The following is a 25,499-nucleotide window of genomic DNA, read 5'->3' as shown; positions in this document are numbered from 1 at the left end:
GATATGGAACTGATTTTCGTAATTTTGCTGAGATTTTTTCGAAAAATCATTAATCCGGCCAATATGGCAAACAAGATTTTTCCCCTCATTCTGTGCTATAATAGGACAATAGGTTTAGTACAGACAGGAGTGTATAATGATTAAAAATATTTTCCCAATAGCAAAGAAGACCTTTACTCTGGCGGCGGTCAGCAGTCTTTTCCTCTTGGGAGCAGCCACCGATTTTTGTCATGCGGAAACCGCACCGATTCCGCTGCGTGGGATTGTGGAAGGATTCTACGGCACGCCCTGGCAGCAGGCCGACCGGCTCGATATCCTGACCTTTTGCAACAAGCACGATCTCAATGCTTATATTTATGCGCCCAAAGACGACCCATATCATCGGGCAAAATGGCGGGAGCCGTATCCGGACGACAAGATGAAGGAGCTTTCGTCTTTGATTTCTGCGGCCAAAAAACAAAAGGTTCGCTTTGTCTTTGCTGTTTCGCCGGGGCTTGACATCAAGTTCACCGGCTTTAAGGGCTTTCAGGACCGAATCGCCATGTATAAAAAACTTCAGGCGATGTATGACCTCGGCGTCCGGGATTTTGCCATCTTCTTTGATGACATCCAGGAAAAAGATGGGGAGGGGCAGGCACTTTTCCTAAACTGGCTGTCCGAAAAATTCATTGCCACCCATTATGGGGTCAATCCGCTGATTACGGTTCCCACGGAATACTTCCGTGCCGACATGCACACCGATGGTGTAAAGAAACCTTATACCGAGGCGTTTACCAAGAACCTCAATCCGGAGATTCTCGTCCTTTATACGGGCGACGGTGTCGTGCCCGACGGCTTGTCGGATGAGCAGCTCGCGGCTGCCAATAAACTGTATGACCGGACGCTTGGCATCTGGTGGAATTATCCAGTTACGGACTATATGGAAAATAAACTGGCTCTGGGACCGGTAGAAAAACTCCCGGAAAATTCAACGATTCCTGCGATTTTTTTCAATCCGATGAAATATGAACAGTTATCGAAAATAACGCTGGCTACTGGCGCTGACTACGCCAAGGACCCGCATCGCTATCGGGCACAGAAATCCTGGGAAAAGGCAATCGCCGAACAGTTTGGCCCACTTGCCAAAGATATGCAGCGCGTAGCCGATCAGTCACAACATCTTGAAAACAATTGGGCCAAGATTGGCCGGCCAGATGGTCAGGAACTTCGGGAAGCAATCAACCGCTATTGGGAGTCAAACCGTTCCCGCGCTGCCGAGACGGCTTTACAGGAACAATTGCAGGGCCTCCATCAATCGGCAGTCACTCTTATGGCACAACTGCCAAAAGAAATCCTTGCGGAATGTTCGCCGCAATTGCAGCAGTTAATGCGCATCACCAACGCTGACCTGACCGGAATGGAATGGTTAAAAAATCCTAATGATGAGAAGTTAAAGCAAAAATTCCTCCGCCAGCGCGAACAGGTACAGCAGCACGATAAAGAAGCTATTATCGCAGAAACCTCCGCCCGGGCGTTCTTAAATGAAATTGGCGACTATGTTGACCGCCAGGAAAAAGCAGCAAACGAAAAACAGGAAACGGCTAAGGCAACACCAATTGCCAAGCCTGACCGATAAATAAAAAACTCCGGTAGTACCGGAGTTTTTTTGCTATCCTTTTGTGGCAATCTTTCGTTTGCAGATCATCTGCGTCAGCGTTCCCATAGGACAAAACGTACACCAGGCACGCGGACGGTAATAAAGCATCGCGGCTAAAGCAATGAGTTCAGAAGTCAGCATCAAGCTATAAAGGCCAAAGGCAAATTGAGCGACCGCTGGCGAAACAGCTGTGGTTCCGGCCCAAGACCACGGAAATTCCAAGCACCAAAACAGCGTAACGACTTCGCTAAGCGAATTAATCTCCATATAAACCAGCCAAGTGGTATAGAGGATGCCGCCAAACATGGCAAAGAAAAATATCATAAATCCATAGCGGAAGATATTACTATGCATCCAATCGGGAATATCGTGACGCCGTGAAAGACCCAGCTTGCTGCCAAAAAAGCGCAAGAATTGCCCGCGGTCACAGTAGCGATTGCAAAACAGTTTATTGCCGCCGAAGATAGCAAACAGCAGGGGAAGGCAAAAACTGATGAGGCCAAGCAAGGCAAACAGGATATTTACAAAGCCCAGGGAAAAGTAGAGGATAGACCATAGCCAGAGATTGTGATACCAATGCTGCTGAATTTTCATTCGATTACCTCCAGCTTAATAATACCTGCCGGGCATTCACGGGCGCAGAGCCCGCAGCCAACACAGCGCGTTATATCAACCTGTGCAAAACTTCCATGGAAAATCGAAAGCGCACCGCGTGGGCACACATCGAGACAAGTGCCACAGGCAACACATTGTTGCGGCAAAATCTTCGCGCGCCGTCTTTTAACAGAAACAGTCATAACATTCGTCTCCTTAATAAAACACTCGCTCACATCGTACGATATAGAAATATTTCTGTCAAGGAACTCAGTCACAATAAACGTGTCTGCAAGATGGCGGTGTTGGTAAACAGATTGATAAAGCCCAACTTGACTAATCATATTATGCCGTTAGAAGAGCAAAATAAACGTCTATAAAAGGATATTTTCATAACTTCCGATAATTTATACTTATCGGAAGTTATGGGGCAAAAAGCTACTAATCATAAAAACGACCACTAGATTTCTCTAATGGCCGTTTTTGTTGTTTAATAAGAATATAAAATTACCATATTTACCACTTTATTATCTTTGACCGTAATAAAGAGTGATCTATCATCAGGCTGTCCCGGCTGTACACTTGATAAGTTCCAATTATAAGAGCCATTAGACGATGCGTCGTTATAATCACCATAAGCAGCATATACTTCATCCGTAGTTGAACCTACATGAATCCCAGACGGTGTTGTTATCCCATTATTCTTTGTTACTTCCATCTGATAGACATAATACTGCCCATTTACCGGTTTGCACAGGAAACGCCAGCTATTGCCGTAAACAAAATATATCAGGCCATCATCGCGTCTGCTTAACGTTTCCGGTTCTCCGTAAATCCGTTTTACTTCTTCAATCGTTGCATATTTGCCGATGCCGCTAAATGTTATTTCTGAACTTGGTACTACAGTAATAAATTTTCGGGCACTGACATCTGCTTGGCCGCTGAAAAACAACAGGGCGAACAACGCAAACATTACAGCTAGTTTCTTTTTCATCTTGATTCCTCATCTCTCTTTATCTCTTTTTGTATTTTCTAAGTATATGGTACTACAAAGTGTTCTCATTGAGCAACAATTTTAGTCATTTTACTGTCATAGGCAATATAACGCCATTTGGCGGCATTTTCTGCTCTGCGCATATGTTTATACCTAAAAATGATTTTAACAGGCTTAGAGGCGATTCTGTGAGGCCGTTTTTTCGGCACTAGCGGATAATTGACATTTGACAGCTCAGCTTTAAAGAAATACAATATGGTAATGATTTAAAAATTTAGGAGCATCTTTTATGAAGTTAATACCATACCTGCGTCAAAATCCCGATTTGACGGTGGCGATGCTGTTTGCTGTCGTTGTTAGTTCACTGGTTCCATTTTCGCTAACGGCGATGTTAGACAGCGTCAATGTGCCGCTTTTGGGATTGTTGTTTTGTTTGATGAGCATTGTTGCCGGGCTTCGGCAAAGCGGATTTTTTACCTATGCCTACCGGCTAATTTTTAGGGAGCATACTACGAGCCGCGCGTTGGGGCGCTTTTTTATCTTCAGCTGTTTTTTCAGTTCCATGCTGATTACCAACGACGTTTCGCTGATTATCTTCGTCCCGCTGGCCATTATGATTCTTACCGAGGTACGCGCGATTCGCTTGCTGATTCCTGTTGTTACCTGGCAGACGATTGCCGCCAATATGGGCAGTATGCTGACACCGATTGGCAATCCGCAAAATCTCTTTATCTATTCCTATTACGGCCTTTCCCTTCATGATTTTCTTTTGATTACATTCCCTATCGTTCTCATCAGTGGTATCGTAATTTACTTGGCGACGTTCCTGCTTCCCGATAAGGAAGTCATTTTGCCACCAAACGATGCAGATAAAATAACAGGGAGAGCGGTTGCTCCCCTGCTGATTCTTTTTCTGCTTTGCCTGTTGAATGTCCTGCGGATTATGCCGTTTGGCTGGCTCATGCTTGTCGTCGTTCCGGCTATCGCTTTATTAAATCGCCAGCTGTTCCGCGAAGTAGATTACAAATTGTTGCTGCTCTTTACATTTTTATTTATCGGCGTCGGCAGTCTGGCCCGTATCCCGTTTTTCCAAAGCTGGCCGGCGCAGCTTTTGGCGGGCAATGAATTTATGGTTTCGTTAGTGCTGAGCCAAATATTAAGCAATGTGCCGACTACGGTTATGTTGGCACAGTACACCACTGCATCGGCGCCGCTTCTTTTGGGCGTCAACATTGGCGGTCTTGGCACAATCATCGCCTCGATGGCCAGCGTCATTTCATTCAAGGCCTATATTGGAACGCGCTTCCCCTTTACCCGCGGGTATTTGTTCAGTTTTACCGCCGCCAATCTCTCACTGCTGCTCATCCTGCTTTTGTATTATTATATTGTTGGGTAAGCTTTCGTTTATAAAAAAAGGGTCCCCCACCTGAAAATCAGGCAGGGGACCCTTTTTTTACGTTATCAGCGAAGCGGAATGTTGCTCTTGCTGACAAGTCTTGCCGCATGTTTGATGCCGATTTCTTCGAGCATCTTAATATAAGCCGTGCGGATAACTTCGGCATATTGGCTCGGGCCAATGATGATTTCTTCCAAGGCTTCCTGCAGCGGCAATCCCGGATAATCGTCGCCGGGACCGCAAATCGGCAGTTTGTAGATGATTTGCGGAATGCCATCTACGACTTCGATGTCGTAGGCCAGCCGCCCTTGCGACGATTCGTTGTAGATGAAACGCCATTCCCGTTCTTCGATAAAGCCCGGATTCTTGATGGAAAACAGTGAGGTCATAAGCATATCGACGAAGTAATTCAGCACCATCGTCGGCTGATGCTGCTGAAGTGCCGATAAATTCCGCTCGACATTTTCGAGCATCCAGTCAAAGCCATCGGTAAATTCTTCCTGCGTCAGGTATTCCACAGGAGAAAGCAGCAACGGCAGTGGAGCCAGCGGCCGGAAGATGGCATTCGGATTCAGCACAAAGGCCACACCTGTCTTCCGCCCGTAAGCGCGCCACATGGACAGCCGCCCCCGGCCTTTTTCCTCGGGCGCGTGTTCGGAAACGCAGGCAAGATAGGTATGCGTGATGTACTGCTGCTCATTCCGGTTTAAATCACTGAGCATGGATTCGAGCATATTGCTGCCCCAATGAAGCTGTTGGCTGATTTCCTGAATCCGCTGGCGGCGCTTCGCCGAATCATAAATCGTATGGTTTAGCAGCTGAATTCCATAGTCGATTTCCCGATAGTCATTCATACAAGCCGCCGCCCGCATCCAGAGGTGACGGCCTTTTAGGATATTGATGCCGGTACTGGCGCTGGTATAATACGCAAACCGCATGTTTTCCAGTCTGGTTTCTTCGAGCCGCCGCGCGTAAATAGGCTGAAAGATTTTTAGATATTCCCCAAGCCCCCGATACTGATTGGTAACCATGAACAACCATCCCCAATTATCAAAACATTTATAGTATAAAATACGGGGAAAAAACAAAATTTCCTGCCAAAGTTATGGATCCGCCAACAAAAAGCTGTCGACTACTTCGGTTCTCGGAATCACAGTAAGCTGGCAGCGGAATATACGATTTTGTTGGTACTGGCTGATAGAAACGATCTCGAGCAGGCATAATGCCTCTTGCAAGATAAAGGACTGCGAGATTTTCCGCCCCGATTTCATGGCCTGCATACTGCCAAGCCTTATAGCAGCCAGACAATCCTGTGCCGCAGGGTTCGTCTGCCGCACCAAGTCATTACGCGAGGTAATCCCCAGTTTACCAAGGGCCGCATCAAAAGCTGCCGTTGCTTTTAGATAACGAAGCCTGCCGTTATGGAGTTCATAAAGAATCATCGGCGCCTTATTATCGAATTCATAAATACCCGCCGCACTCAGGCAGTCGTCGGCCTCGAGCGGTTCGGGCAAAACGCCATTTTTTCCGCAATGTGCCAAAACTCGTTCCATTGGCATCGGCCGGCCGAAATAAAAGCCCTGTACCTGTTCACAGCCAATTTCTGTCAGAAAATCAACTTGTTCTTTCGTTTCAACGCCTTCGGCCAGTGTATGAATGCCCATCTTTTTTGCCATGCCAACCACAGAATCAATAATATTTTTGGCCCGTGGGGAAAACGGCGCTAAAAAGCGTAAATCAATCTTCAAGGCTTCAAATTGCGTGTTTTTGAGGACATTAAGCGACGAATTTCCCTGTCCGAAGTCATCGAGCCAAACGGAATACCCTGCTTCGTGAAAGCGCCGCAGGGAAGCCGTAATGCGCGTATCGGCAGCCAGCAAATTTTCGGTTACTTCAATCCGCAATAGCCGGCGTGGCAATTGATAGTGCATTGCCGCCGCTTCAACAATGTCAAAAAAATCACCAGCCAGAAAATCCATGCGCGACAAATTCAGGGAAACAGGCAATAGCGGCTGTTCGTTTCTTTGCCTCCCTGCCAGCATGCGGCAGACTTCGTCTACCATAGCTGCGTCGAGCTTATGCGTCTGCCGGGTTGCTTCAAGTACCGCGAGAAAAACACTTGGGGTAATCATGCCATATACCGGGTCATCCCAACGTGCTAACGCTTCAAACGCACAAATCTTTCCCGTGATGGTACGGATTATCGGCTGATAGTAAACGGTAATATTATGATTAGTGATCGCAGTATCCACCTGATCCGCCAGATAGTTTTCAAGTTCCGTCCGGCCGGCCAGTTTATCCTCTGTCATACTCATAAGCGGCTTCTTTCCGGGAATACAACTCCCTGGTTATTCGGGATAAAATACAAGTCCCTCGTTGCTGAGATTTTCACGCAGGCCCCGCATAAACCACGGACCGGGGTCAGCTTTAACCGAGTGGTATCCGGCTACGTTTTCATGATAAAGTCCGCTGGCACGGGCCGCCACCTGCTGATAGTGGCCAAACACATAGCCAATGGTAGGATATTTCTGATGCAGATAGCGAATCAGCTTGATATTGGCCGCGAGCTGTGCCTCGGTTAAATTTTCCGCATCATTGGAACCGCCTACGTTTTCGATACCAATTGCGCACCAGTTATAACCGATGGCATGGCGGCAAAGCGATGTTTCCGGTGCCAGGCGGTAAATCGTACCATCGCGGCCAACCAAAAACTGCGAAGCAACATTGAGCGTTCCATCCGAATAGTTTGGCTTATAAAACCAGTTATACGTGCTCTCTACGGTCGAGGCCCCCGTCCAATGAACAACCACAGCCTGCGGAACAATTTCCGTAATGGCTTTTCCGTAATGGCGAAGGGCATATTCCCGTTGGAGCTGCGTGCGATACTCGTTTTGCTGAATCGGAGTGTCGACAATAGCAGGTTCTTCGATAACCGGCTGTTGTTCTGCCGTGGCAGCATTATCGGCTGAAGCTGCCGCATCACTTGCCTGCCCATTGCAGCCAGTAAAAAGCAACGATAAGGATAGGATACAGACCGCCAAGCGGGTATCACGCATGAAATCGCTTCCTTTCATCCTAAAACTCTTTAACTACGTTTATTATATATTATAGCATAAGCAATATTTCTATGGTAAACTGAACCTATACAAAAAGTTGAGGTGTTATCTATGTACTATGTATTTTCGGCACTGCTAATCCTTTTGTGTCTCGTCTTTTTGCTGGAAATGTACCATTCGCTAAAACGCTCCTCGGCGGCCTGCCGCCTCATTGAGACGTACCGCGATGATTTGCAGAACCAAAAGCTCATTGAGGAAATCTATGCCTACTGTCAAAAAGACTGGAAGCTTCGCCGCATCATCAAAGCCAATGACGTCACGACGGCGGATATCGAAAAGATTTACCAGAAGCTTTTGCAGTGGGGCAATTTCCATAAAGGTCACCGCTTTGTACCGATTACTTCCTTCTTTTATGTTAACACCTTCGATTACCTCGTCAAACATAAAAACGACGAGGCCAAATCCTTAACGATGCACTGCATGAACGCTCTCCATATTTGACAATAGCGAATTAAGAAATGCGCGCTGGCGCTGAGGATTATACCCAAATTACTGCTGTGCCGCCTAAACGAATACCCCCAGAGAGCAAAATAGTTCTCTGGGGGTATTTCTATGCAATAGGCATTATTATAATTTACCGACAGTAGCACCGTAGATGGCAAATTCGTCTTTGCCGTCGAGGCCCAAGACTTCGTTTAGCTTGTCATCATCGTAAGCGCCAAGTGCGCAGACGCCAATCTTGACGGTCTGCGCCGCCAGATACAGGTTCTGGCAGACGTGGCCGGCGTCGAGGAACAGATAACGGTAAGCGCGGCTGCCAAAGAGATAAGTCATGCGCTCTGGCACAGCACTCCAGACAAAGGTCACCGCATTGTTCTTCGCCATGTTCTGCGCGCGGAAACACGAGCAGAAGGCCTCGCCCATTTCCTCCGCCGTTTTGAGCGGCAATAGGGCATGCTCAAAAGCGAGGTAGCGATAAAGTCCCGGCTTTATGCCCTTGACATTCTGGATGAAGAGATACGTCTCAAAGGCATGACGTGCGCCAGCCGACGGCACGTTGCGCTTGCTGGCGCCCTTTGGCAGTCCCATTTTGACGCCTTGTGTGCACCAGAGCAGATAAGAAAACTCCTTAATCGTCAGCGGTACCTGGCTGTACTGGCGCACGGAGGCGCGCAGTTCAATAACTTCAAGGAAGTTGACAGGCATATCGGGCAGCAGTTCCGGCTCGGGCAGCGGGATGATTTTCGTGCCCGGAGCCACGGCCTTTTCAGGAGCTGGCGGCTCCGCGCCTTCCATCTTGGGAACACTGGGATTCTTTGCCATCGTCGTTGCGGCCAAAAATTCCTGTGCAATCGTATAATCGTTCATCGTAAACCTCGCTTACATATCCGGACGGACGCCAGTCTTACCCGTGAACTGATGATAGCTGCCACCTTTGCGGCGGCTCATGAGTTCGTCGAGCAGCTGATCTGGCGTGAGTTTATGATAAGCCAGCAGCACGAGGCAGTGATACCAGAGATCGCCCATCTCGTAGAGGACTTCCTCGGGGGCCTGATTTTTCGAGGCAATAACCGTCTCAACGGCCTCTTCGCCAACTTTCTTGAGGATCTTGTCCTGCCCCTTATCAAACAGGTAATTCGTATAAGAACCTTCAACCGGATTGAGTTTGCGGTCTTGAATGACGTTGTAGAGGTCATTTAAAACCGTCGCCAGCGATACCTGCGGCTCGGGCGGAACGACAGCCACGCCTTTTTCCTCCTCGCCGACGAGCTTGCGCCCGCTAAAGCAGGTATAAGTGCCCGTATGGCAGGCCACACCAGTCTGATGGACCCGCACTAAGAGCGTATCGCCATCACAGTCGTAGGAGATTTCGCGAACCTTCTGCTTGTTGCCCGACTCTTCCCCCTTGTTCCAGAGTTTCTGCCGGCTGCGGCTGAAGAACCAGGTATAGCCCGTCTCAATCGTCTTCTTGAGGGATTCTTCGTTCATATAGGCCATCATGAGAACCTGACCGTTCTCTTCCTGGATGATTGCCGGAACCAGACCCTTTTCGTCAAATTTTACCATGGAAATGTCAATGTTTTTATCCATCAGAATCTTACCTCCACGCCACGAGATTTCAGATAATCCTTGACCTGCCGCACCGTGAACTGGCCATAGTGAAACACCGAAGCCGCCAGCACTGCATCTGCCTTGCCAAGGGTCAGCACATCGTAGAAATGCTCCAGCTTGCCAGCGCCGCCTGAGGCGATAACCGGTACGTTTACGGCCTCGGAAACCGCCCGGGTCAAAGCAATATCATAGCCATCCTTCGTACCATCGGCATCCATGCTGGTGAGCAGGATTTCGCCAGCACCGAGGGCCACGGCCTTCTTGACCCATTCGATGCAGTCAAGGCCCGTCGGCGTGCGGCCGCCGTTGATGAATACTTCCCATTTATCCTCGCCTGTGCGGCGGGCATCGACAGCCAGCACGACACATTGGCTGCCGAACTTTTCGGCGCCCTCGCGGATGAGGTCAGGATTCTTGATGGCCGCCGTGTTAAGGGATGTCTTATCGGCGCCAGCCTTCAGCATGCGGCGCATGTCCTCGACCGAGCGGATGCCGCCGCCCACGGTAAAGGGAATAAATACCTGCGAGGCGCAGTCCTGTGCGACTTGTACCATCGTATTGCGTTCTTCGTTGGAGGCCGTGATGTCGAGGAAAACGAGCTCATCGGCACGCTCTTCGTCGTAGCGCGCCGCCAGCTCCACCGGGTCGCCTGCATCGCGCAGGCCGACAAAGTTCGTGCCCTTGACCACCCGGCCATCTTTGACGTCAAGACAAGGAATTATCCGTTTCGTATACATTTTAATCCTCCTTGGCGGCAATTTCAATAGCCTGCTGTAAATCAAGCGTGCCCATATAAATCGATTTGCCGACGATTACGCCCTCGATGCCATCTCTTTCGTAAGGCTTGAGCGCCTCGATATCAGCTGTAGATTTAACGCCGCCCGAGGCAACGATGTTGACGCCGCTCTCGCGTGCGAGTTTGGCCGTAGCCTCGACGTTGACCCCCTCAAGCGTACCGTCACGGGATATATCGGTATAGATGATGGTCTTGACGCCAGCTTTCTTCATTTCCTTAGCCAGTGCCGTGACTTCCACATCACCCGAGACGCCCCAGCCATCGACAGCGACGATGCCATCTTTGGCATCGATGCCGACGACAATGCGGTCGCCATACTTGGCACAAGCCTCCTTGACAAGCTCCGGATTACGAACGGCCACCGAACCGAGGATGACGCGGCGCACGCCAAGCGCGAGCACCTCGTCGATGTTTTCCAGCGTGCGGATGCCGCCGCCAAGTTCCACGGGAATCGTTACAGCCGCCAGGATATCTTTGACCGTCTCAAGGTTGCAGGACTTGCCAGCCAGGGCGCCATCAAGGTCAACGAGATGCAGGAACTGTGCGCCCTGCTCCTCCCACTTCTTGGCCATTTCTGCCGGCTTATCGGAAAAGACGGTCTCCTGCGCAAAGTCGCCTTTAAACAGGCGCACGCATTTACCGCCACGGATATCGATTGCAGGAAAAATCAGCATAGCTTACAACTCCTTTGGCCTTAACCTTCAACAAAATTCTTCAGAATCTGCAGGCCGACGTCGCCGGACTTTTCGGGATGAAACTGCGTGGCCTGAATATCGCCACTGGCAATCGACGCCGTGAGCCTGCCCCCATACTCGGTATACGAAGTGATGATTGAGGGATTGTCGGGAACCGCATGATAACTATGGACAAAATACACATAAGGTTTTTCTGAAAGCCCCTCAAAGAGGTCAACCGGCCGGCGCGGCCTTACGACTTCCAGACTGTTCCAGCCCATATGCGGAACTTTAAGATTATCGGCTGGAATCTTTTGTACCGTGCCTTTTAAGAACCCCAAGCCCTTTACGCCAGGGGATTCTTCGCTTCCCTCAAAGAGAATCTGCAGGCCGACACAGATTCCGAGCAGCGGGGTTCCCTTATCCACCGCCTCGCGAATCGTGGGAATCAGCCCCGACGCTTCAAGGTTTTTCATGCAATCCCCAAAAGCACCTACGCCTGGCAAAACGATTTTATCGGCTGCCAGGATTTCTTCGGAATCGCTGCTAATTTTCACCTCAGCACCGAGAGCCGCAAAAGCCTTCTCAACGCTGAACAGATTGCCTACGCCATAATCTATGATAGAAATCATCGGATGCCCTCCCCACGTCTGATTCGTTATGTACTCGCAATTGTGAACTCGTCAAATATCTTTACCACAGCGCCTTAAAGGGTTCCCTTCGTCGAGGGGATTCCTTCGACGCGCGGGTCTTTGCTGAGTGCCTCGCGCAGTGCATGGCCTAAGCCCTTGAAGATGGCTTCGACCTTATGATGGGAATTTGTCCCATAGAGGACCTTCACGTGCAGCGTAATGCCGGCATTGAAGGCAAACGCCCGCAAAAATTCCTCGGTAAGCTCGCTGTCATAGCCGCCAATCATCGGCGCCATTTCGCCGCCGTCGTAGACGAGGAACGGCCGCCCGCTGATGTCGAGCGAGACAAAGGCCAGTGCTTCATCCATCGGCAGGTAGAACGTGCCATAACGGCGGATACCTTTCTTATCGCCAATAGCCTGTTTAAAGGCCTGGCCAAGGGCGATGCCGATGTCTTCGACCGAGTGGTGACCATCGACTTCAAGGTCGCCATCACAGACCAGCGTCAAATCGAACAGGCCATGCGCTGTCATGAGGTTGAGCATGTGGTCAAAGAAACCAATGCCTGAATCAATAACGCCTTTGCCTTTGCCATCAAGATTTAAGACGAGCTTGATGGCTGTTTCCGCTGTTTTTCTTTCCAGGGTTGCCGTACGGATACTCATGCTCTCCCCTCCACAAATTGCTTGATGGCATCATACCACTGGTCGTTTTCCTCGCGCAGGCCCATCGAGATGCGCAGGCAGTTTTTAAGTCCCGGTGCATCACCGAAGCAGCGCACGCCGATGCCTTTGCTTTCAAGGTATTCGTTAAGCTCCTTTGCCTTGGCGTATTTTATCAGCACAAAGTTCGTTTCCGATGGGTAAACCGTAACGCCCGGCAGCTTATCGAGTTCCGTGCTCATGCGCTTGCGCTCGGCAATCATCATCTGAATGCGCGGTACATATTCATGGCGCATCTGATAAACGATGTCAGCCGTCGCCAGCGACAGGACATTCATATGATATGGCATATAGGATTTTTCAATCATCGTGACAATAACCTTGCTGGCCAGCATGTAACCTACGCGGGCCGATGCCAGCCCATACGCCTTCGAGAACGTACGGGCAATGATGAGATTCGGGTATTTTTTCAGCAGGCCGACGGAAGTGCGCCCGTAAAATTCCATATAGGCTTCGTCGATGAGCAAAGCGCAGTTGCTCGGAATGTTCTGCGCGATAAACTCGATATCACTTACCGAATAGCCCGTTCCCGTCGGATTATTCGGATTGCAGATAACCGCCAGGGAGGCCTTATGGTCGTTGACCGCTGCGACAAATTTGGCGACGTCAAGCGAATAATCTGCCTCAAGGGATACCGGCACACCAAGCGCCTGAGCAGCTTTGGTATAGATGCGGTACATTGAAAACGACGGCTCTGGATAGACGATTTTCTTGGCTTTCGTTCCACCAAAGCAGTAGAAAAGCTTTTCGATGATTTCACTTGAGCCGCTGCCAAGCAGGACGTTTTCAATTTCCAATTTGTGATTGTCGGCAATCTGCTCGCGCAGGGCATCGTATTCCTCATTGGGATAGCGGTTGAAAGCCACGCGCGACAGACGGCCCATCAGGCGGTCTTCGACCATCGGCGGCAAATTCATGTTGCACTCATTGGCGTTGACTTTGATTTTCCAATCACGCTCCACCACATCATAGGACGGCATATCTTTTAAACCAGTACGGTATTTCAACATAGGATTTTACTTCCTCCTCAAACGGATTGCATTTGCATGTGCCTGCAAACCTTCAGTCTCAGCCAGACGGATGATATCCTCACTGACATCCTGAAGCGCAGGCTGGGTATACGAGATAATACTCGTGCGTTTCATAAACGTCTCAACATTTAAGACGCTGTAATAGCGGGCGGTACCGCCAGTCGGCAGTACATGATTTGGCCCGGCAAAATAGTCGCCGAGCGGTTCGGGCGAATAAGCACCAAGGAATACGGCGCCGGCATGGCGCACATAGGGCAGCAGCTGGAATGGCTGCTCCGTTAAGATTTCCATGTGCTCTGGTGCCGATACATTGGCAAAGCGCATCGCCTGCATCATGTCGTCGGCAATGACGATAAGGCCATTGCGGTCAATCGATGCCTGTGCAATTTCGCGGCGCGGCAGCTCAGCCAGCTGTTTTTCGGCTTCCTTGGCTACTTTCTGGGCCAGTTCCTCATCGTCGGTGATGACAATGCTGGATGCCAGTGGGTCATGTTCGGCCTGGCTCAGCATATCCGCCGCCGTATAAACGGGGTCAGCCGTCTTATCGGCAACGATGAGGATTTCACTTGGGCCAGCGAGCATATCGATATCGACGTGGCCATAAACTTCTTTTTTGGCCAACGTGACAAAGATATTGCCCGGGCCCGTAATCTTATCGACACGTGGAATCGTCTCGGTGCCAAATGCCATCGCAGCAATTGCCTGGGCACCGCCGATTTTATAGATTTTCTTTACGCCAGCGGCGCGGGCGGCAATCAAGACATAGGGATTGATTTTGCCATTTTTCGGCGGCACCATCATGATGATTTCGCGAACACCGGCCACCGTTGCCGGAACCGCGTTCATGATAACCGACGACGGGTAAGCTGCCGTACCGCCAGGCACATAGATGCCAACGCGGTCAAGCGGTACGATGGACTGCCCGAGAATCGAGCCCTGCTCGCGATACGTCATCCAGGAATTTGGTTTCTGTTCCTGATGATACTTCCGGACATTTTCGGCCGCTTTTTTTAACGACTCGACCACTTTGGGATCAGCCTCTTTTTCGGCTGCTTCAAATTCAGCCTCCGATACCAGAAAATCGGCTGGCGTAAATTCCACGCGGTCGATGAGCTTCGTATAATGGATAACGGCTTTATCGCCGTCCTTGCGTACATCGCCCACAATCTGGCGGACCAGTTCAGCGGCGCTCATATCGCGGCCAAAGGTCTTGCGATTGGCCTCACGAATCTTGGGATTGAGCTCAACTTCATCGAACGCCGCTTTCGTGAGCAGCCGCTCGACTTCGTATTCTCCAACTTCGCTTGCTTTTACAATCTTCATTTCGCAGCAGCCTCGCTTTCTAAAATCGTACGCAAATCGGAAATCATCGTATGGATGCGGTCAAACTTCATCTTGAAGCTCACGCGGTTGGCGATTAGGCGGGCCGTGGCATCTTGAATGGAGACGATTTCCTCAAGACCGTTTTCCCGCAGTGTCGTGCCAGTCTCGACAATATCGACAATGCTTTCCGACAGCCCAACAATCGGCCCGAGTTCAATGGAGCCGTTGAGCTTGATGTATTCCATCTGCATGCCGTGGCGGTTGAAGAACTGCTCGGCGATATGCGGAAATTTCGTTGCCACACGGGTATGGTTATAATCCAAAAGCTTTGCCCGCTTTTCGTCTTTTGGCACCGCCATCATCAAATGACAGCGGCCAAAACCAAGGTCCAGGAGCTCATAGACATCTTTGCCCGACTCCAAGAGGACATCTTTGCCAATGACACCGAGGTCAGCAGCACCGTATTCGACATAAGTCGGAACATCGGCAGTCTTGGAAACAATAAATTTGATTTTCTTCTCTTCGTTGGTGATGATGAGTTTTCGCGATTTATCCGAAAGCCCTTCGGCTGTATAACCAATCTTTGCCAATAAATCTGCTGACAGGCCAAACAACTTGCCTTTAGGCAGAGCAATTGTCAGGTAATCCATAGAAGTTGACTGCATATATGACCTCCTGATTTCTACTCTTTATCTTGTTAAAGCGCTAATATGTTTACAATACTAACATGTAAACCTGTAAACGTCAAGCAAATGTGTTAATTTTTTTCATCTGCCTGCCGCAGGATTGTCAAAACAGCACTATCGCCGCTTGAGGCCGCCTGATGATGGCGGGATACAATCGCCGCTTCCTCCGCAAGACCGATGGCCCGAAGCTTTGCCGCGCCGATTTCTGGATGATGATAATAGACATACAGCGCATGGCCCGGCTTATCCCAGAAGGACGCACAATCTTTACGGGCAATCCGGCGGGCAAAGGCTGGCGCATAATGCGTGAGCAGTACCGTCAGCACTTTCCCCCAGATGTCAAGGTCGCCCTTTACCCTGCCGACATCATGGAGCAGGGCACAGCGCAAAAGCATTGACCGGTCAATTGGCAAATTTGACTTGTCAACAAGCTGTAAGGCCGTCTTAGCTACATGAAGCGCATGGTATTGGTCCGCCGGATGCATTTGATAGAATAAGCCTCTGGCCGCGGCCGGAATTGACCGGTCAATAAACTCGCGGTCCTTTTCGCTGATATGCGCCGTCAGCGCACGGTAAAATTGCCGGATACGCTGAATCATGCGAGGTAAACCAGTTCGGCATAGCCTTTGGCCTGCTGCATTTTTACGGCTTCGGCTTTATCCTGCGGTGTCAAGGCAAGTTCTACCGTCTTCCCTTCCTGGCGGAGCACTCTGGCGCGTTCAACGGCCTGTGCTTCCTTGCCAGCGGCATAGGAAAGATAGATATTGCGGGCCCGTTTCGGTTTTTCAAGTCCCTGACGCTCGAGGGCCAAAAGGATTCGCTCAATCCCCATGCCAAAGCCCGTAGCCGGGCAGGCATTGCCAAAGTCAGACAGCAGATGGTCGTAGCGGCCGCCGCCACAAAGCGGGAAGCCAAGCCCCGGCGTGTATGCTTCAAACACCATGCCCGTGTAGTAACTGAAATCGCGGATAATTCCGAGGTCAAAACGCACATACTGCTCGACCCCATAGGATTTAAGCAGCCGATAGATTTCCGACAGATTATCCAGTGCGCGGCGGCTCTGCTCATTGAGGGCCAAATCATAGGCACTCTTGAGCATCGCTTCACCGCCATTCAAGAGCGGCAGTTTTTTCAGCACGGCTTTGGCATTATCCGAAAGTCCCAACTGGTCAACGAGCGTTTCAAGCTCAACGAGGTTGCGCTGCTCCATGGCGGCCTTTAGCTTATCCTTTGCCTCAGCCGGCAGTTGATACTGCTCCATAATGCCGTTAAGGAATTCTACCTGCCCCAGGCAAATCTGGAAATCCTTGAGCCCGGAGCGCAAGAGCCCCTGAATGGCCAACGCGAGAATCTCAGCATCGGCAAAGGCGCTCGTGCTCCCCATGAGTTCAACACCAGCCTGATGGAATTCGCACTGGCGTCCCATCTGCGTTTGTTCCTGACGAAATACGCTGCTGATATACGACAATTTCATCGGCAGCGGATAGTCTTTTAAGCGGCTGCTCACAAGGCGTGCAATCGGCGTGGTCATTTCATGGCGAAGCGCCAGCGTCCGGTTATCCCTGTCAAAGAGCTTGAACAGATGGTCCTGAAGGCTCACGCTGCTGCCCAGCGTAAGATTATCGAGGTATTCAATCGTCGGTGTAACGACTTCTTCGTACCCCCATTCGGCAAAGAGTTCGGCAAGTTTTGTTTCAATTGCGCGCTTATCTGCTGCCTCGCTTGGCAGAAAGTCGCGGGTACCATAAGGGATTTCCAAAACGTTCTTATCTTTTTCCATCGGTTCTTCGCTCCTTATTTGATAGCTTTGTGCGATTACTCGGATTTCGGCAGCCGTTCGAGGACTGTCTTGTAACCGTCCGCACCATAATTTAAACACCGTTTGACACGGCTGATTGTCGCCGTGCTGGCTCCAGTCTGCTCGACGATTTCATCATAAGTATGACCTGCCTGGAGCATCCTTGCGACTTCCAATCGCTGGGACATTGATTTAAGTTCGCTGATTGTGCAAATATCTTCAAAAAACTGATAGCACTCATCCATATTGTTCAGCGACAGAACTGCCTGACAAAGCTGGTCATTGAGCTTGTCCTTCAGTTTTGGATTAACCATGATAGTATCCTCCTGTTTTTCTTTCCGTCTTTATTCCTTTAGTTCGTGAAATTACCTGTCATTATAACATAGGCCATGGAAAAAAGAAAGCCCTTTGTCATTACAATTTTATGACAAAGGGCAAAATATCGTTTAGTTTTGTAGATATTGTATCATTTTGTCTTTTTATTGAAGACAATTAACCGCCAATTGCAAACTTCAGCGTTGTCGTCATGCCGGGCTTAAGCGTAAAACTCAAACCTGACGGCAAAGAGATCCGAACCGTAACGCGGCTGTCACCATCGGCATCAGCCTGTTCCCCGCTTTCATCATTTGACGGGTCAACAATATCTTTTACCGACCCTTGCAGCTTGTGCTTATCGAGTTCGTAAGCGGCAAACTGACCGAGCCGGATGTTCTTGGCCTGCTCCGGCGTGACCTTGGCTTCTACCCAGGCATTTTCCGGGTCCATCAGATTGACAACCACCTGATCGGCTTTTACCTCGGCGCCTTCGGCGATATCATCGATGAGCATAACGGTTCCTGCCGTCGGGGCCAGAATGTCGGTTGCCTGCTGCGCCTCTTTGGCATTGTCCAATGCTGCCTGGGCAACCTGTACCTGCATTTCTGCCTGCTTGATGATATCGGGATTCTGCGGTACTGTCGGTGCAGCCGTTGGTGCTGGTGATGGTGCCGGAACCGATGGCGTTGCCGGCACCGATGCCGCAGCCTGAGCGGCATTCAACTCAGCTTGTACGCTTTGGATTTCTTTGCGCGCATAAGCATCAGGATTGGCCTGCATAGCCGCCAGCTTAGCGCGCAGTCTTGCGACCTCGCGCTGGGAACTGGCACTATAGGACGGTGCACTTGGTGCCTGCGTCTGCGGTGCGGCCGGCAGCGTCATCGTCGCCCCTTTTTTGAGCTGCTCCAGACTTTGCTGGGCCAGTTTGACATTCTGCTCGAGCTGCTGGATCTGTTCGTCGGTGATGCTCGATTCCATGCGGGCGATTACATCGCCCGCTTCGACATGGTCGCCATCGCTTACGACGATTTCCGTAATCTTGCCGGGCGATTTTGCCTTTGCCTGTACGATGTCGCCCGTAACCTGTGCATCGTAAATGGTCAGCGTCTTGTTGTGATGCTGATAAAAGTAAACGCCAGTGCTGACGATAAGCGCCAAGAGCACCAGGCCAATGAGTCCATAACGGATTATTTTATTCGCCTTGTTTGTAATATCGACTTCCATTGCCGGAACCTCCTTTGCAAAGTAAGAACGACTCCCTCAATAATGAGGGAGTCTGTTCACTTATATGTTGGTTTAACCGAGCTGGCTCTCAATTACTTCCAGTGCTTTATCAAAAGCTTTCGGCAATGCCTCGGCATTCTTACCGCCTGCCTGAGCCATATCCGGACGGCCGCCACCGCCGCCACCGACGGTCTGTGCAGCTTCCTTAATGATTTTGCCGGCATGGATGCCCTTGGCAACAGCAGCTTTATCTGCTTTGACAACGAGGTTGACTTTGCCGTCATTCGCGCAAGCCAGAACGACAACACTCGGCGATTCGACCTTGGAGCTGGTCATATCAGCAACGTCACGGAGTTCATCCATGCTGGAAACGCTGGATTTACCGCAGACGACATTGACGCCTTTGACCGTCTTGAGGCCTGCCAGCAGATTCTGCGCATCGGCTTTTTCGCGCATTTCGGCAACTTCGGCGAGCTGTTTGCTCATTTCCTTGCCTTCAGCCTGTACCTTTTCAATCTGAGCCGGTACTTCTTCCTCTTTGGTCTTGAGAAGCGAAGCAGCATTAGCCAGGATGGCCATCTTATCGTTGACATAGTCAAGCGCAGCTTTACCCGTGATAGCCTCAATGCGGCGAACGCCCGAAGCTACACCGGATTCACTGACAATCTTGAACATGCCGACCTGACCGACGTTCTTGACATGCGAACCAGCGCAGAGTTCCATCGAGAAGCCCGGAACTTTGACAACGCGGACGACGTCACCGTATTTCTCGGAGAACAGTGCCATTGCACCAGCCTCTTTGGCTTCGTCAATGCTCATGTGGGAAATCTCAACGTCCTGGCCTTTGAGGATTACGCTGTTGACGAGCTCTTCGACATCGGCGAGCTGCTGAGCCGTAACCGGTTCAAAGTTCGTGAAGTCGAAGCGCAGGCGCTCCGGCGTAACGGAGGAACCAGCCTGATTGACCTGATCGCCGACGACCTGTTTGAGGGCAGCCTGCAAAAGATGCGTAGCCGTATGGTTGCGAGCCGAAGCCAGTTTCTTCACCTGGTCGACTTCAATCTTGACCGTTTCGCCGACTTTAAGCTGGCCTTCTTCTACATATGCTTCATGGTAGACCGTGCCATCCGGCAGCTTCTTGGCATTGACTGCCTTGATGCGGCCAAATTCGCTGACAAACAGGCCTTCGTCGCCGACCTGTCCGCCACCTTCCGCATAGAACGGCGTCTTGTCGAGAATGATACCAGCTTCCTGACCATCGGTAATCTCATCGACGAGAACGCCATCTTTCCAGATAGCGACAACTTTGCCTTCCGTAGCCGTTTCATCGACTACGAGCTTGCTGACATCGATGCTCGAAAGGTCTGGTACGGCAACGCGCGTATTTTCGGCACGGGCGTTGCGGGCACGCGTGCGCTGCTCTTCCATGGCCTTCTCGAAACCGTCTTTGTCAAGGTCGAGGCCATTTTCGTGCAGAATTTCTTCCGTGAGTTCCCACGGGAAACCAAACGTATCGTAAAGCTTGAAGACAACTTCGCCGTCGAGTTCTTTTTTGCCAGCAGCCTTAACGGTTTCAATCTCCCCATTGAGGAGTTCCATACCCTGGTTCAGCGTAGCGGCAAAGCGGTCTTCCTCGATGCTGATGACCTTTTTGATGTAATCAGCTTTGTTGACGAGCTCCTCAAAGTCTTTGGCACCGCGATAAATGTTGACAGCGGCGTCAACGGCACCTTCGAGGAATTTGTCCTTGATACCGAGCATGCGGCCATGACGGATTGCACGGCGCAGAATGCGGCGCAGGACATAACCACGGCCCTCGTTCGACGGCAGGATGCCATCCATAATCATGATAGCCATGGAACGTGCATGGTCAGCGATAACCTTCAAAGATACGTCTTTTTCGGCATCGTCGCCATAGGCAACGCCGGAAACCTTCGACGTGTATTCGATAATCGGATAGAGAAGGTCCGTCTCGAAGTTGGTCTTCTTGTTCTGAACGACCGAAGCGAGACGCTCAAGACCGCAGCCCGTATCGATGTTCTTATGCGCGAGGTTAGCGTAAGAACCATCTTCCTGTTTGTCGTACTGCGTGAATACGAGGTTCCAGATTTCAAGATAACGGTCGCAGTCGCAGCCGACAGCACAGTCCGGCGAGCCACAGCCGCGCTCTTCGCCGAGGTCAATGTAAATCTCGGAGTCCGGGCCGCAGGGACCAGGGCCGATTTCCCAGAAGTTGTCATCGAGTTTTACGATGTGATCCTGCGGGAAGCCCGGCTGGGATTTCCAGATTTCGATTGCTTCATCATCGTCCGGATAAACCGTTACCCAGAGTTTGTCTTTCGGCAGTTCCACAACTTCGGTCAGGAACTCCCAAGCCCAAGGAATAGCTTCACCTTTGAAGTAATCGCCAAACGAGAAGTTACCCAGCATTTCGAAGAAAGTCTGGTGACGTGCCGTGCGGCCAACGTTTTCGATATCACCCGTGCGAACGCAGCGCTGGCTCGTCGTGACGCGGGTGCGAGGCGGTTTCATCTTGCCCGTAAAGAACGGCTTCAGCGGAGCCATACCAGCACCAATCAGCAGGAGCGTCGGGTCATCTTTCGGAATCAGCGAAAAGCTCGGCAGGCGCAGATGGCCTTTTTTCTCGGAAAAGAACTGCAGATATGCTTCGCGCAGTTCATTACCACTCATGTACTTCAAAAAAATCTACCCCCATATAGGTATTTTCAGCAGTGATTGCTCACTGTTGTATTTTAACAATATCTAGCTAAATATTTTAGCACAATTTTCAGCGGTTGTGAAACATTTATTTCCAGCCAAGGATGTCAGCAACCTTATCCTTTAAAAAGCTGGCGATTTTTTGATGACCTTTGTCTATCGGATGTGTATCATCCCCGGCAAAATCATCGGAAGAAAGCAGCGGCTCTTTATCGTTGACAGGGATGAAATAGAGGTCCTCTTCCCCGCTTTCCTTTAACTCGCGAACCGCATTGGCTTCCCATTTGGCACAATTCGTGCCAATAATCGATGGAATCGGCGCCACACAGATAATCGGCTTGCCGGGATTGACGCTGCGAATCTCCTGCAGCAGATTCCGGAAGCCCGCTTCAAAATAATACCGCCCTGGCGGCTCATGATTCAGCGAAAAATCGTTGGTGCCAATCGAAACGATGACAGCGTCCACCGGGAATTTCCGCGAATCCCAAACGGGATTGTAATCCGCGGGATTTTCAGTCTCACAGAAGGTGCGCCAATAGCGGTCGGCCGTGTGCATTTCGGCAGCGTGGTCCTGCTCCCGGTAATTGAGGACTACGCCTTCTCCCGAGCGCGCGAGCACACTGTAGTCAGCCCCAAGCATCCGCGACAAGAGCGGCCCATAGGCCTGGTCGTTATCTTCCTTGTCGTGATATTTCCCGGGCTGCCAGCGGTCATTAAAAGCCCCGGCCGTAATTGAATCGCCGACGAACTCAAGCCGCCTTGTCTTCAGGCGGTCCGGTTTTAACAGCTTGGCTTTTTTGTCGAGCGTAAAGCCGCCAAAGGTGCTAAGCCCTGCCTCTCCTTCGGTCGAGCGGACCAAGAGCACCTTATGGTCTCCCTTCGAAAGATGCTCTGCCAGCACGGTTTCATTTCCCGCTGGCTTAAAGCGGCGAAATTCCCCATCGTCAATACTGACACGCCACCAGACATCCGGACTGCCGCCAAGGTCAGCCTTGAGACTCGTACCCGTAAAGTTGGCCTTGAGGTAGACAGCCCCCTGCCCCGTGACGACCGAATTACCCTGTTTATCCCAACGCCCAAAGTATTGAATATTGGGCGAATCGGCCGGGATTGCTGCAGCCAGGGCAATTGGTGCCGACAGGCTGGCACCGAGGCCTGTCAATATCAGTACGTTTCGAAACCGTTTGGAATAGTTTCCCTTAAAAAACATGTATTACCATTCATTCCTTACTTTTAATTGTTTTACTGCAGGCTGGCAGCCGCCTCTTTGGCCTGCTCCGTCGTCATGAGGATTTCCCGCGGCTTACTGCCCATATTGGGCCCAACGATATGGAGTTCCTCCATCGTATCGATAAGGCGGGCTGCCCGGGTGTAGCCGATATGGAACCGGCGCTGGATGCTCGAAGATGAGGCCTGCCCCGTCGACATGACGAGATTGACGGCATCCATGAGCAATTCATCGACTTTCGGCGCTTTGTTGCCGCCGCCTTCTTCCTCAGCCGCCTGCTCAGCCATAGCCTTCTCCGTAAAGGCGACAATTTCTTCATTGGTCTCCATTTCCTGCCCTTGGGAGCGGATAAAGTCTAAGAGACCTTCGACTTCGTCATCACTGACAAAGGCGCCCTGTACGCGGCGGGGTTTTGAGGCACCGACCGGGAAAAAGAGCATATCGCCCTTGCCAAGCAGTTTTTCGGCTCCGCTGCGGTCAAGAATCGTCCGCGAGTCAATCTGGCTCGATACGGCAAACGAGATTCGCGACGGGATATTGGCCTTGATAATGCCCGTGATGACATCGACCGAAGGCCGCTGAGTCGCGAGAACCATGTGGATACCAGCCGCGCGGGCCTTCTGGGCCAAGCGGCAGATAGCGTCCTCGACGTCATGAGGCGCGACCATCATGAGGTCCGCAAGCTCGTCGATGATGATGACAATGGCCGGCATTTTATCGTCCGGGAACTTTTTGTTATACGTTTCCATATTGCGGACGTTGTTTTCGGCGAACCGCGAATAGCGTTTTTCCATTTCCTGCACGGACCAGTTGAGGACCGACGCCGCTTTTTTCGGGTCGGTGACAACGGGCACCATCAGATGCGGAATGCCGTTATAACCCGAAAGCTCAACCATCTTCGGATCGACGAGGATAAATTTGACCTCATCGGGTTTCGCCTTGAAAAGGATACTCGTAATCAGCGTATTGATGCAGACCGATTTACCAGAGCCCGTGGCACCAGCCACCAGCAGATGGGGCATCTTGCCCAGGTCGGCGAAAATCGCCTGCCCGCCGATGTCCATGCCAAGGCCAACCGTCAGACGGGATTTGGCCGAATCAAACTTCGGGCTTTCGAGTACCTCGCGAAGCTGTACGCCCTCGAGTTCCTTGTTCGGCACCTCAATGCCGATGGCCGATTTGCCCGGAATCTGCTCAATGCGGACCGACGAGGCCGCGAGCCGCAGGGCAATATCGTCTGCCAGATTGGTAATCTTGCTGACTTTTACGCCCGGCGCCGGCTCGAGTTCATAGCGGGTTACGGCCGGGCCATGGCAGGCGTTGATGATATTGGCCTTGACCTTGAAGTCGGCCAGCGTCTGCTGAAGCGTTACAGCATTATCGGCAATCTCGCGCTCGAGCGCCGCGTTCTTCTTCTTCGCATGTTTGGAAAGCAGCTCGGTAATCTTTGGCATTTCATAAGGTTTTACCGCGGGCTTTTCAGCCTCGGCCGCGGCTTTGGCCGCTGCTTCTGACCCGTCAAGAACGGCAGCTGCCGGCATAATCGGCGCAATCTCGCCGTAGTCCGGCATGGCAACGGGATTTTTCTTCATCGGCTTGGGCGACGGCGCCACCACCGGAGCCGTTTTCGGTACGACCACATGATTGGCCGGTACCTCTGGTTCATCATCGTTGGCACGGCCGTATTCAATCGTAAAGCTTGGCTTTGTCTCGGGCTCAGCGTTTTTTACCTCCGGTACCACCTCTGGTTCCAGCCCGTAACGAACTTCCATAGCTGGTTCTGGGGCCGACTCTGGCGCCTGGGCCGCTTCCTTTAACTCAGCAAAACGCTTGTCATTTTCCTGATTGTAGAAGGAATTTTTTACCTTTTCCTTTACGGCATCGACAACGCGTTCTTCCACGCGTCCGCTGACGTCGGCAACCTTCTCGTAGGCAACCGATACGGCTTCACCTGCCGCATTGGCACCTTTGGCCGCTGTTTCCTGCGTCTTGAGCAGGCCAGTTGCCAGCGACCAGGTCGTCGATAACAGCACCGAACCTATAGTACCTGCGCCGAGCAGGATAATCGAGCCGTCGACGCCGAAAAATTTACGCAGAACAAACAGGAAACCGCCGCCAGCTAATCCGCCGCCACGCGTCAGACTATCCGGCATGATTTCCTGCCCCACGGGAATGACACAGTGATGCCAAATTGCCAGCAGCGATAAAAACAAGAGCCCCAGGCCAAAAAAGCGCGGCGAATACACGAGGCCATGATGCTTGGCCATGTACTGATAGCCGATAAGCAGGATTATCAGCGATATGATACTTGCCCCCACTCCAAACAGGTAATGCAGGACTTTGGCAAAATAAACCCCGACAAAGCCGACATTTAGCCCGAACAGGCCACACAGAGAGATAAGGCCCACCGCCACAAAGGCAAGGCCCGCCAGTTCGTACTTACGGCCCGGATTGGCGCTAGCTGCCTGCTTTTTACTCGCAGTTTTACGGCGGCGCGTCGTCTTCCGTTCCGTTGTCTTCTTTTTCAAGGGATCACCTCTTTCTTTGAGAAACTAAAAACAAAA

25 protein-coding genes are annotated in these 25,499 nt (G+C 51.1%); 3 read left to right on the top strand and 22 right to left on the bottom strand.

Annotated features, from left to right (window positions below):
• The first annotated feature begins 136 nt into the window (after nt 1-136).
• Nucleotides 137-1,615, top strand: coding sequence for a protein O-GlcNAcase (locus FZ040_RS01800; protein WP_149170421.1), 1,479 nt, complete (start codon nt 137-139; stop codon nt 1,613-1,615).
• A gap of 33 nt (nt 1,616-1,648) precedes the next feature.
• On the opposite strand, the gene FZ040_RS01795 is transcribed toward FZ040_RS01800, so the two are convergent.
• The 3 genes from FZ040_RS01795 to FZ040_RS01785 form a co-directional block, all read right to left on the bottom strand.
• Nucleotides 1,649-2,230: a 4Fe-4S binding protein gene (locus tag FZ040_RS01795; protein ID WP_222930927.1), complete on the bottom strand. Its 582-nt coding sequence runs from the start codon at nt 2,228-2,230 to the stop codon at nt 1,649-1,651.
• A complete protein-coding gene (locus FZ040_RS01790) occupies nt 2,227-2,433 on the bottom strand; it encodes a 4Fe-4S binding protein (RefSeq protein ID WP_149170420.1) in 207 nt (68 codons plus the stop codon). The genes FZ040_RS01795 and FZ040_RS01790 overlap by 4 nt, the downstream gene beginning before the upstream one ends.
• 287 nt (nt 2,434-2,720) lie before the next feature.
• Nucleotides 2,721-3,224 carry a hypothetical protein gene (locus FZ040_RS01785; RefSeq protein WP_149170419.1) on the bottom strand — a complete coding sequence of 168 codons (504 nt, stop codon included), beginning with the start codon at nt 3,222-3,224 and terminating at the stop codon, nt 2,721-2,723.
• A gap of 289 nt (nt 3,225-3,513) precedes the next feature.
• Between FZ040_RS01785 and FZ040_RS01780 the strand changes: the two genes are divergently transcribed.
• Complete coding sequence (locus FZ040_RS01780; RefSeq protein WP_149170418.1) at nt 3,514-4,620, top strand: SLC13 family permease; 1,107 nt, start codon at nt 3,514-3,516, stop codon at nt 4,618-4,620.
• 65 nt (nt 4,621-4,685) lie between these two features.
• Here the strand turns inward: FZ040_RS01780 and FZ040_RS01775 are convergent, their stop codons facing one another.
• From FZ040_RS01775 to FZ040_RS01765, 3 genes are all read right to left on the bottom strand, one after another.
• Nucleotides 4,686-5,651 carry a DUF2971 domain-containing protein gene (locus FZ040_RS01775; RefSeq protein ID WP_149170417.1) on the bottom strand — a complete coding sequence of 322 codons (966 nt, stop codon included), beginning with the start codon at nt 5,649-5,651 and terminating at the stop codon, nt 4,686-4,688.
• A 72-nt stretch (nt 5,652-5,723) separates the two neighbouring features.
• Nucleotides 5,724-6,935 carry an EAL domain-containing protein gene (locus tag FZ040_RS01770; RefSeq protein ID WP_149170416.1) on the bottom strand — a complete coding sequence of 404 codons (1,212 nt, stop codon included), beginning with the start codon at nt 6,933-6,935 and terminating at the stop codon, nt 5,724-5,726.
• A gap of 33 nt (nt 6,936-6,968) precedes the next feature.
• Nucleotides 6,969-7,676 (bottom strand): peptidoglycan recognition protein family protein, encoded by a 708-nt coding sequence (locus FZ040_RS01765; RefSeq protein WP_149170415.1) that lies wholly within the window; start codon nt 7,674-7,676, stop codon nt 6,969-6,971.
• 111 nt (nt 7,677-7,787) lie between these two features.
• Here FZ040_RS01765 and FZ040_RS01760 point away from each other — a divergent pair, with 111 nt between their 5' ends.
• Complete coding sequence (locus tag FZ040_RS01760; RefSeq protein WP_149170414.1) at nt 7,788-8,177, top strand: hypothetical protein; 390 nt, start codon at nt 7,788-7,790, stop codon at nt 8,175-8,177.
• A gap of 126 nt (nt 8,178-8,303) precedes the next feature.
• Here the strand turns inward: FZ040_RS01760 and FZ040_RS01755 are convergent, their stop codons facing one another.
• The 16 genes from FZ040_RS01755 to FZ040_RS01680 all read right to left on the bottom strand — a co-directional run bounded on the left by FZ040_RS01755 (nt 8,304) and on the right by FZ040_RS01680 (nt 25,463).
• Entirely contained in the window at nt 8,304-9,044 is a 741-nt protein-coding gene (locus tag FZ040_RS01755) for a SagB/ThcOx family dehydrogenase (RefSeq protein ID WP_255448694.1), read from the bottom strand.
• A 12-nt stretch (nt 9,045-9,056) separates the two neighbouring features.
• Entirely contained in the window at nt 9,057-9,767 is a 711-nt protein-coding gene (gene hisIE, locus FZ040_RS01750) for a bifunctional phosphoribosyl-AMP cyclohydrolase/phosphoribosyl-ATP diphosphatase HisIE (RefSeq protein ID WP_149170413.1), read from the bottom strand.
• Entirely contained in the window at nt 9,767-10,525 is a 759-nt protein-coding gene (gene hisF / locus FZ040_RS01745) for an imidazole glycerol phosphate synthase subunit HisF (protein ID WP_074514860.1), read from the bottom strand. The genes hisIE and hisF overlap by 1 nt, the downstream gene beginning before the upstream one ends.
• Nucleotide 10,526: 1 nt before the next feature.
• The gene (gene hisA, locus FZ040_RS01740; RefSeq protein ID WP_149170412.1) at nt 10,527-11,258 is read right to left on the bottom strand and encodes a 1-(5-phosphoribosyl)-5-[(5-phosphoribosylamino)methylideneamino]imidazole-4-carboxamide isomerase; all 732 of its coding nucleotides are present in this window, start codon (nt 11,256-11,258) and stop codon (nt 10,527-10,529) included.
• A gap of 20 nt (nt 11,259-11,278) precedes the next feature.
• Complete coding sequence (hisH, locus tag FZ040_RS01735) at nt 11,279-11,890, bottom strand: imidazole glycerol phosphate synthase subunit HisH (RefSeq protein ID WP_149170411.1); 612 nt, start codon at nt 11,888-11,890, stop codon at nt 11,279-11,281.
• A gap of 74 nt (nt 11,891-11,964) precedes the next feature.
• Entirely contained in the window at nt 11,965-12,555 is a 591-nt protein-coding gene (gene hisB / locus FZ040_RS01730) for an imidazoleglycerol-phosphate dehydratase HisB (RefSeq protein WP_149170410.1), read from the bottom strand.
• Complete coding sequence (gene hisC, locus FZ040_RS01725; RefSeq protein WP_149170409.1) at nt 12,552-13,622, bottom strand: histidinol-phosphate transaminase; 1,071 nt, start codon at nt 13,620-13,622, stop codon at nt 12,552-12,554. The genes hisB and hisC overlap by 4 nt, the downstream gene beginning before the upstream one ends.
• A gap of 6 nt (nt 13,623-13,628) precedes the next feature.
• A complete protein-coding gene (gene hisD / locus FZ040_RS01720; protein ID WP_149170408.1) occupies nt 13,629-14,966 on the bottom strand; it encodes a histidinol dehydrogenase in 1,338 nt (445 codons plus the stop codon).
• Nucleotides 14,963-15,631, bottom strand: coding sequence for an ATP phosphoribosyltransferase (hisG, locus tag FZ040_RS01715; protein ID WP_149170407.1), 669 nt, complete (start codon nt 15,629-15,631; stop codon nt 14,963-14,965). The genes hisD and hisG overlap by 4 nt, the downstream gene beginning before the upstream one ends.
• A 92-nt stretch (nt 15,632-15,723) precedes the next feature.
• Entirely contained in the window at nt 15,724-16,251 is a 528-nt protein-coding gene (locus FZ040_RS01710; RefSeq protein WP_149170406.1) for an HDIG domain-containing metalloprotein, read from the bottom strand.
• Nucleotides 16,248-17,432 carry an ATP phosphoribosyltransferase regulatory subunit gene (gene hisZ, locus FZ040_RS01705; RefSeq protein WP_149170405.1) on the bottom strand — a complete coding sequence of 395 codons (1,185 nt, stop codon included), beginning with the start codon at nt 17,430-17,432 and terminating at the stop codon, nt 16,248-16,250. The genes FZ040_RS01710 and hisZ overlap by 4 nt, the downstream gene beginning before the upstream one ends.
• Nucleotides 17,433-17,467: 35 nt before the next feature.
• The gene (locus FZ040_RS01700; RefSeq protein WP_149170404.1) at nt 17,468-17,764 is read right to left on the bottom strand and encodes a YerC/YecD family TrpR-related protein; all 297 of its coding nucleotides are present in this window, start codon (nt 17,762-17,764) and stop codon (nt 17,468-17,470) included.
• A 178-nt stretch (nt 17,765-17,942) separates the two neighbouring features.
• On the bottom strand, nt 17,943-18,989 hold the full coding sequence (locus tag FZ040_RS01695) for an HlyD family secretion protein (RefSeq protein WP_149170403.1): 1,047 nt from the start codon (nt 18,987-18,989) through the stop codon (nt 17,943-17,945).
• 72 nt (nt 18,990-19,061) lie between these two features.
• Complete coding sequence (gene alaS, locus FZ040_RS01690) at nt 19,062-21,680, bottom strand: alanine--tRNA ligase (RefSeq protein ID WP_187620229.1); 2,619 nt, start codon at nt 21,678-21,680, stop codon at nt 19,062-19,064.
• A gap of 115 nt (nt 21,681-21,795) precedes the next feature.
• A complete protein-coding gene (locus FZ040_RS01685; protein ID WP_149170401.1) occupies nt 21,796-22,917 on the bottom strand; it encodes an SGNH/GDSL hydrolase family protein in 1,122 nt (373 codons plus the stop codon).
• 32 nt (nt 22,918-22,949) lie between these two features.
• Nucleotides 22,950-25,463 (bottom strand): DNA translocase FtsK, encoded by a 2,514-nt coding sequence (locus FZ040_RS01680; protein ID WP_149170400.1) that lies wholly within the window; start codon nt 25,461-25,463, stop codon nt 22,950-22,952.
• Nucleotides 25,464-25,499: the final 36 nt, after the last annotated feature.

Source organism: Pseudoselenomonas ruminis (assembly GCF_008271295.1).
GTDB classification, from domain to species: Bacteria; Bacillota; Negativicutes; order Selenomonadales; family Selenomonadaceae; genus Selenomonas_A; species Selenomonas_A ruminis.
Note: the sequence above shows the minus strand (reverse complement) of the source record. Positions and strands in the feature narration are given on the sequence as shown.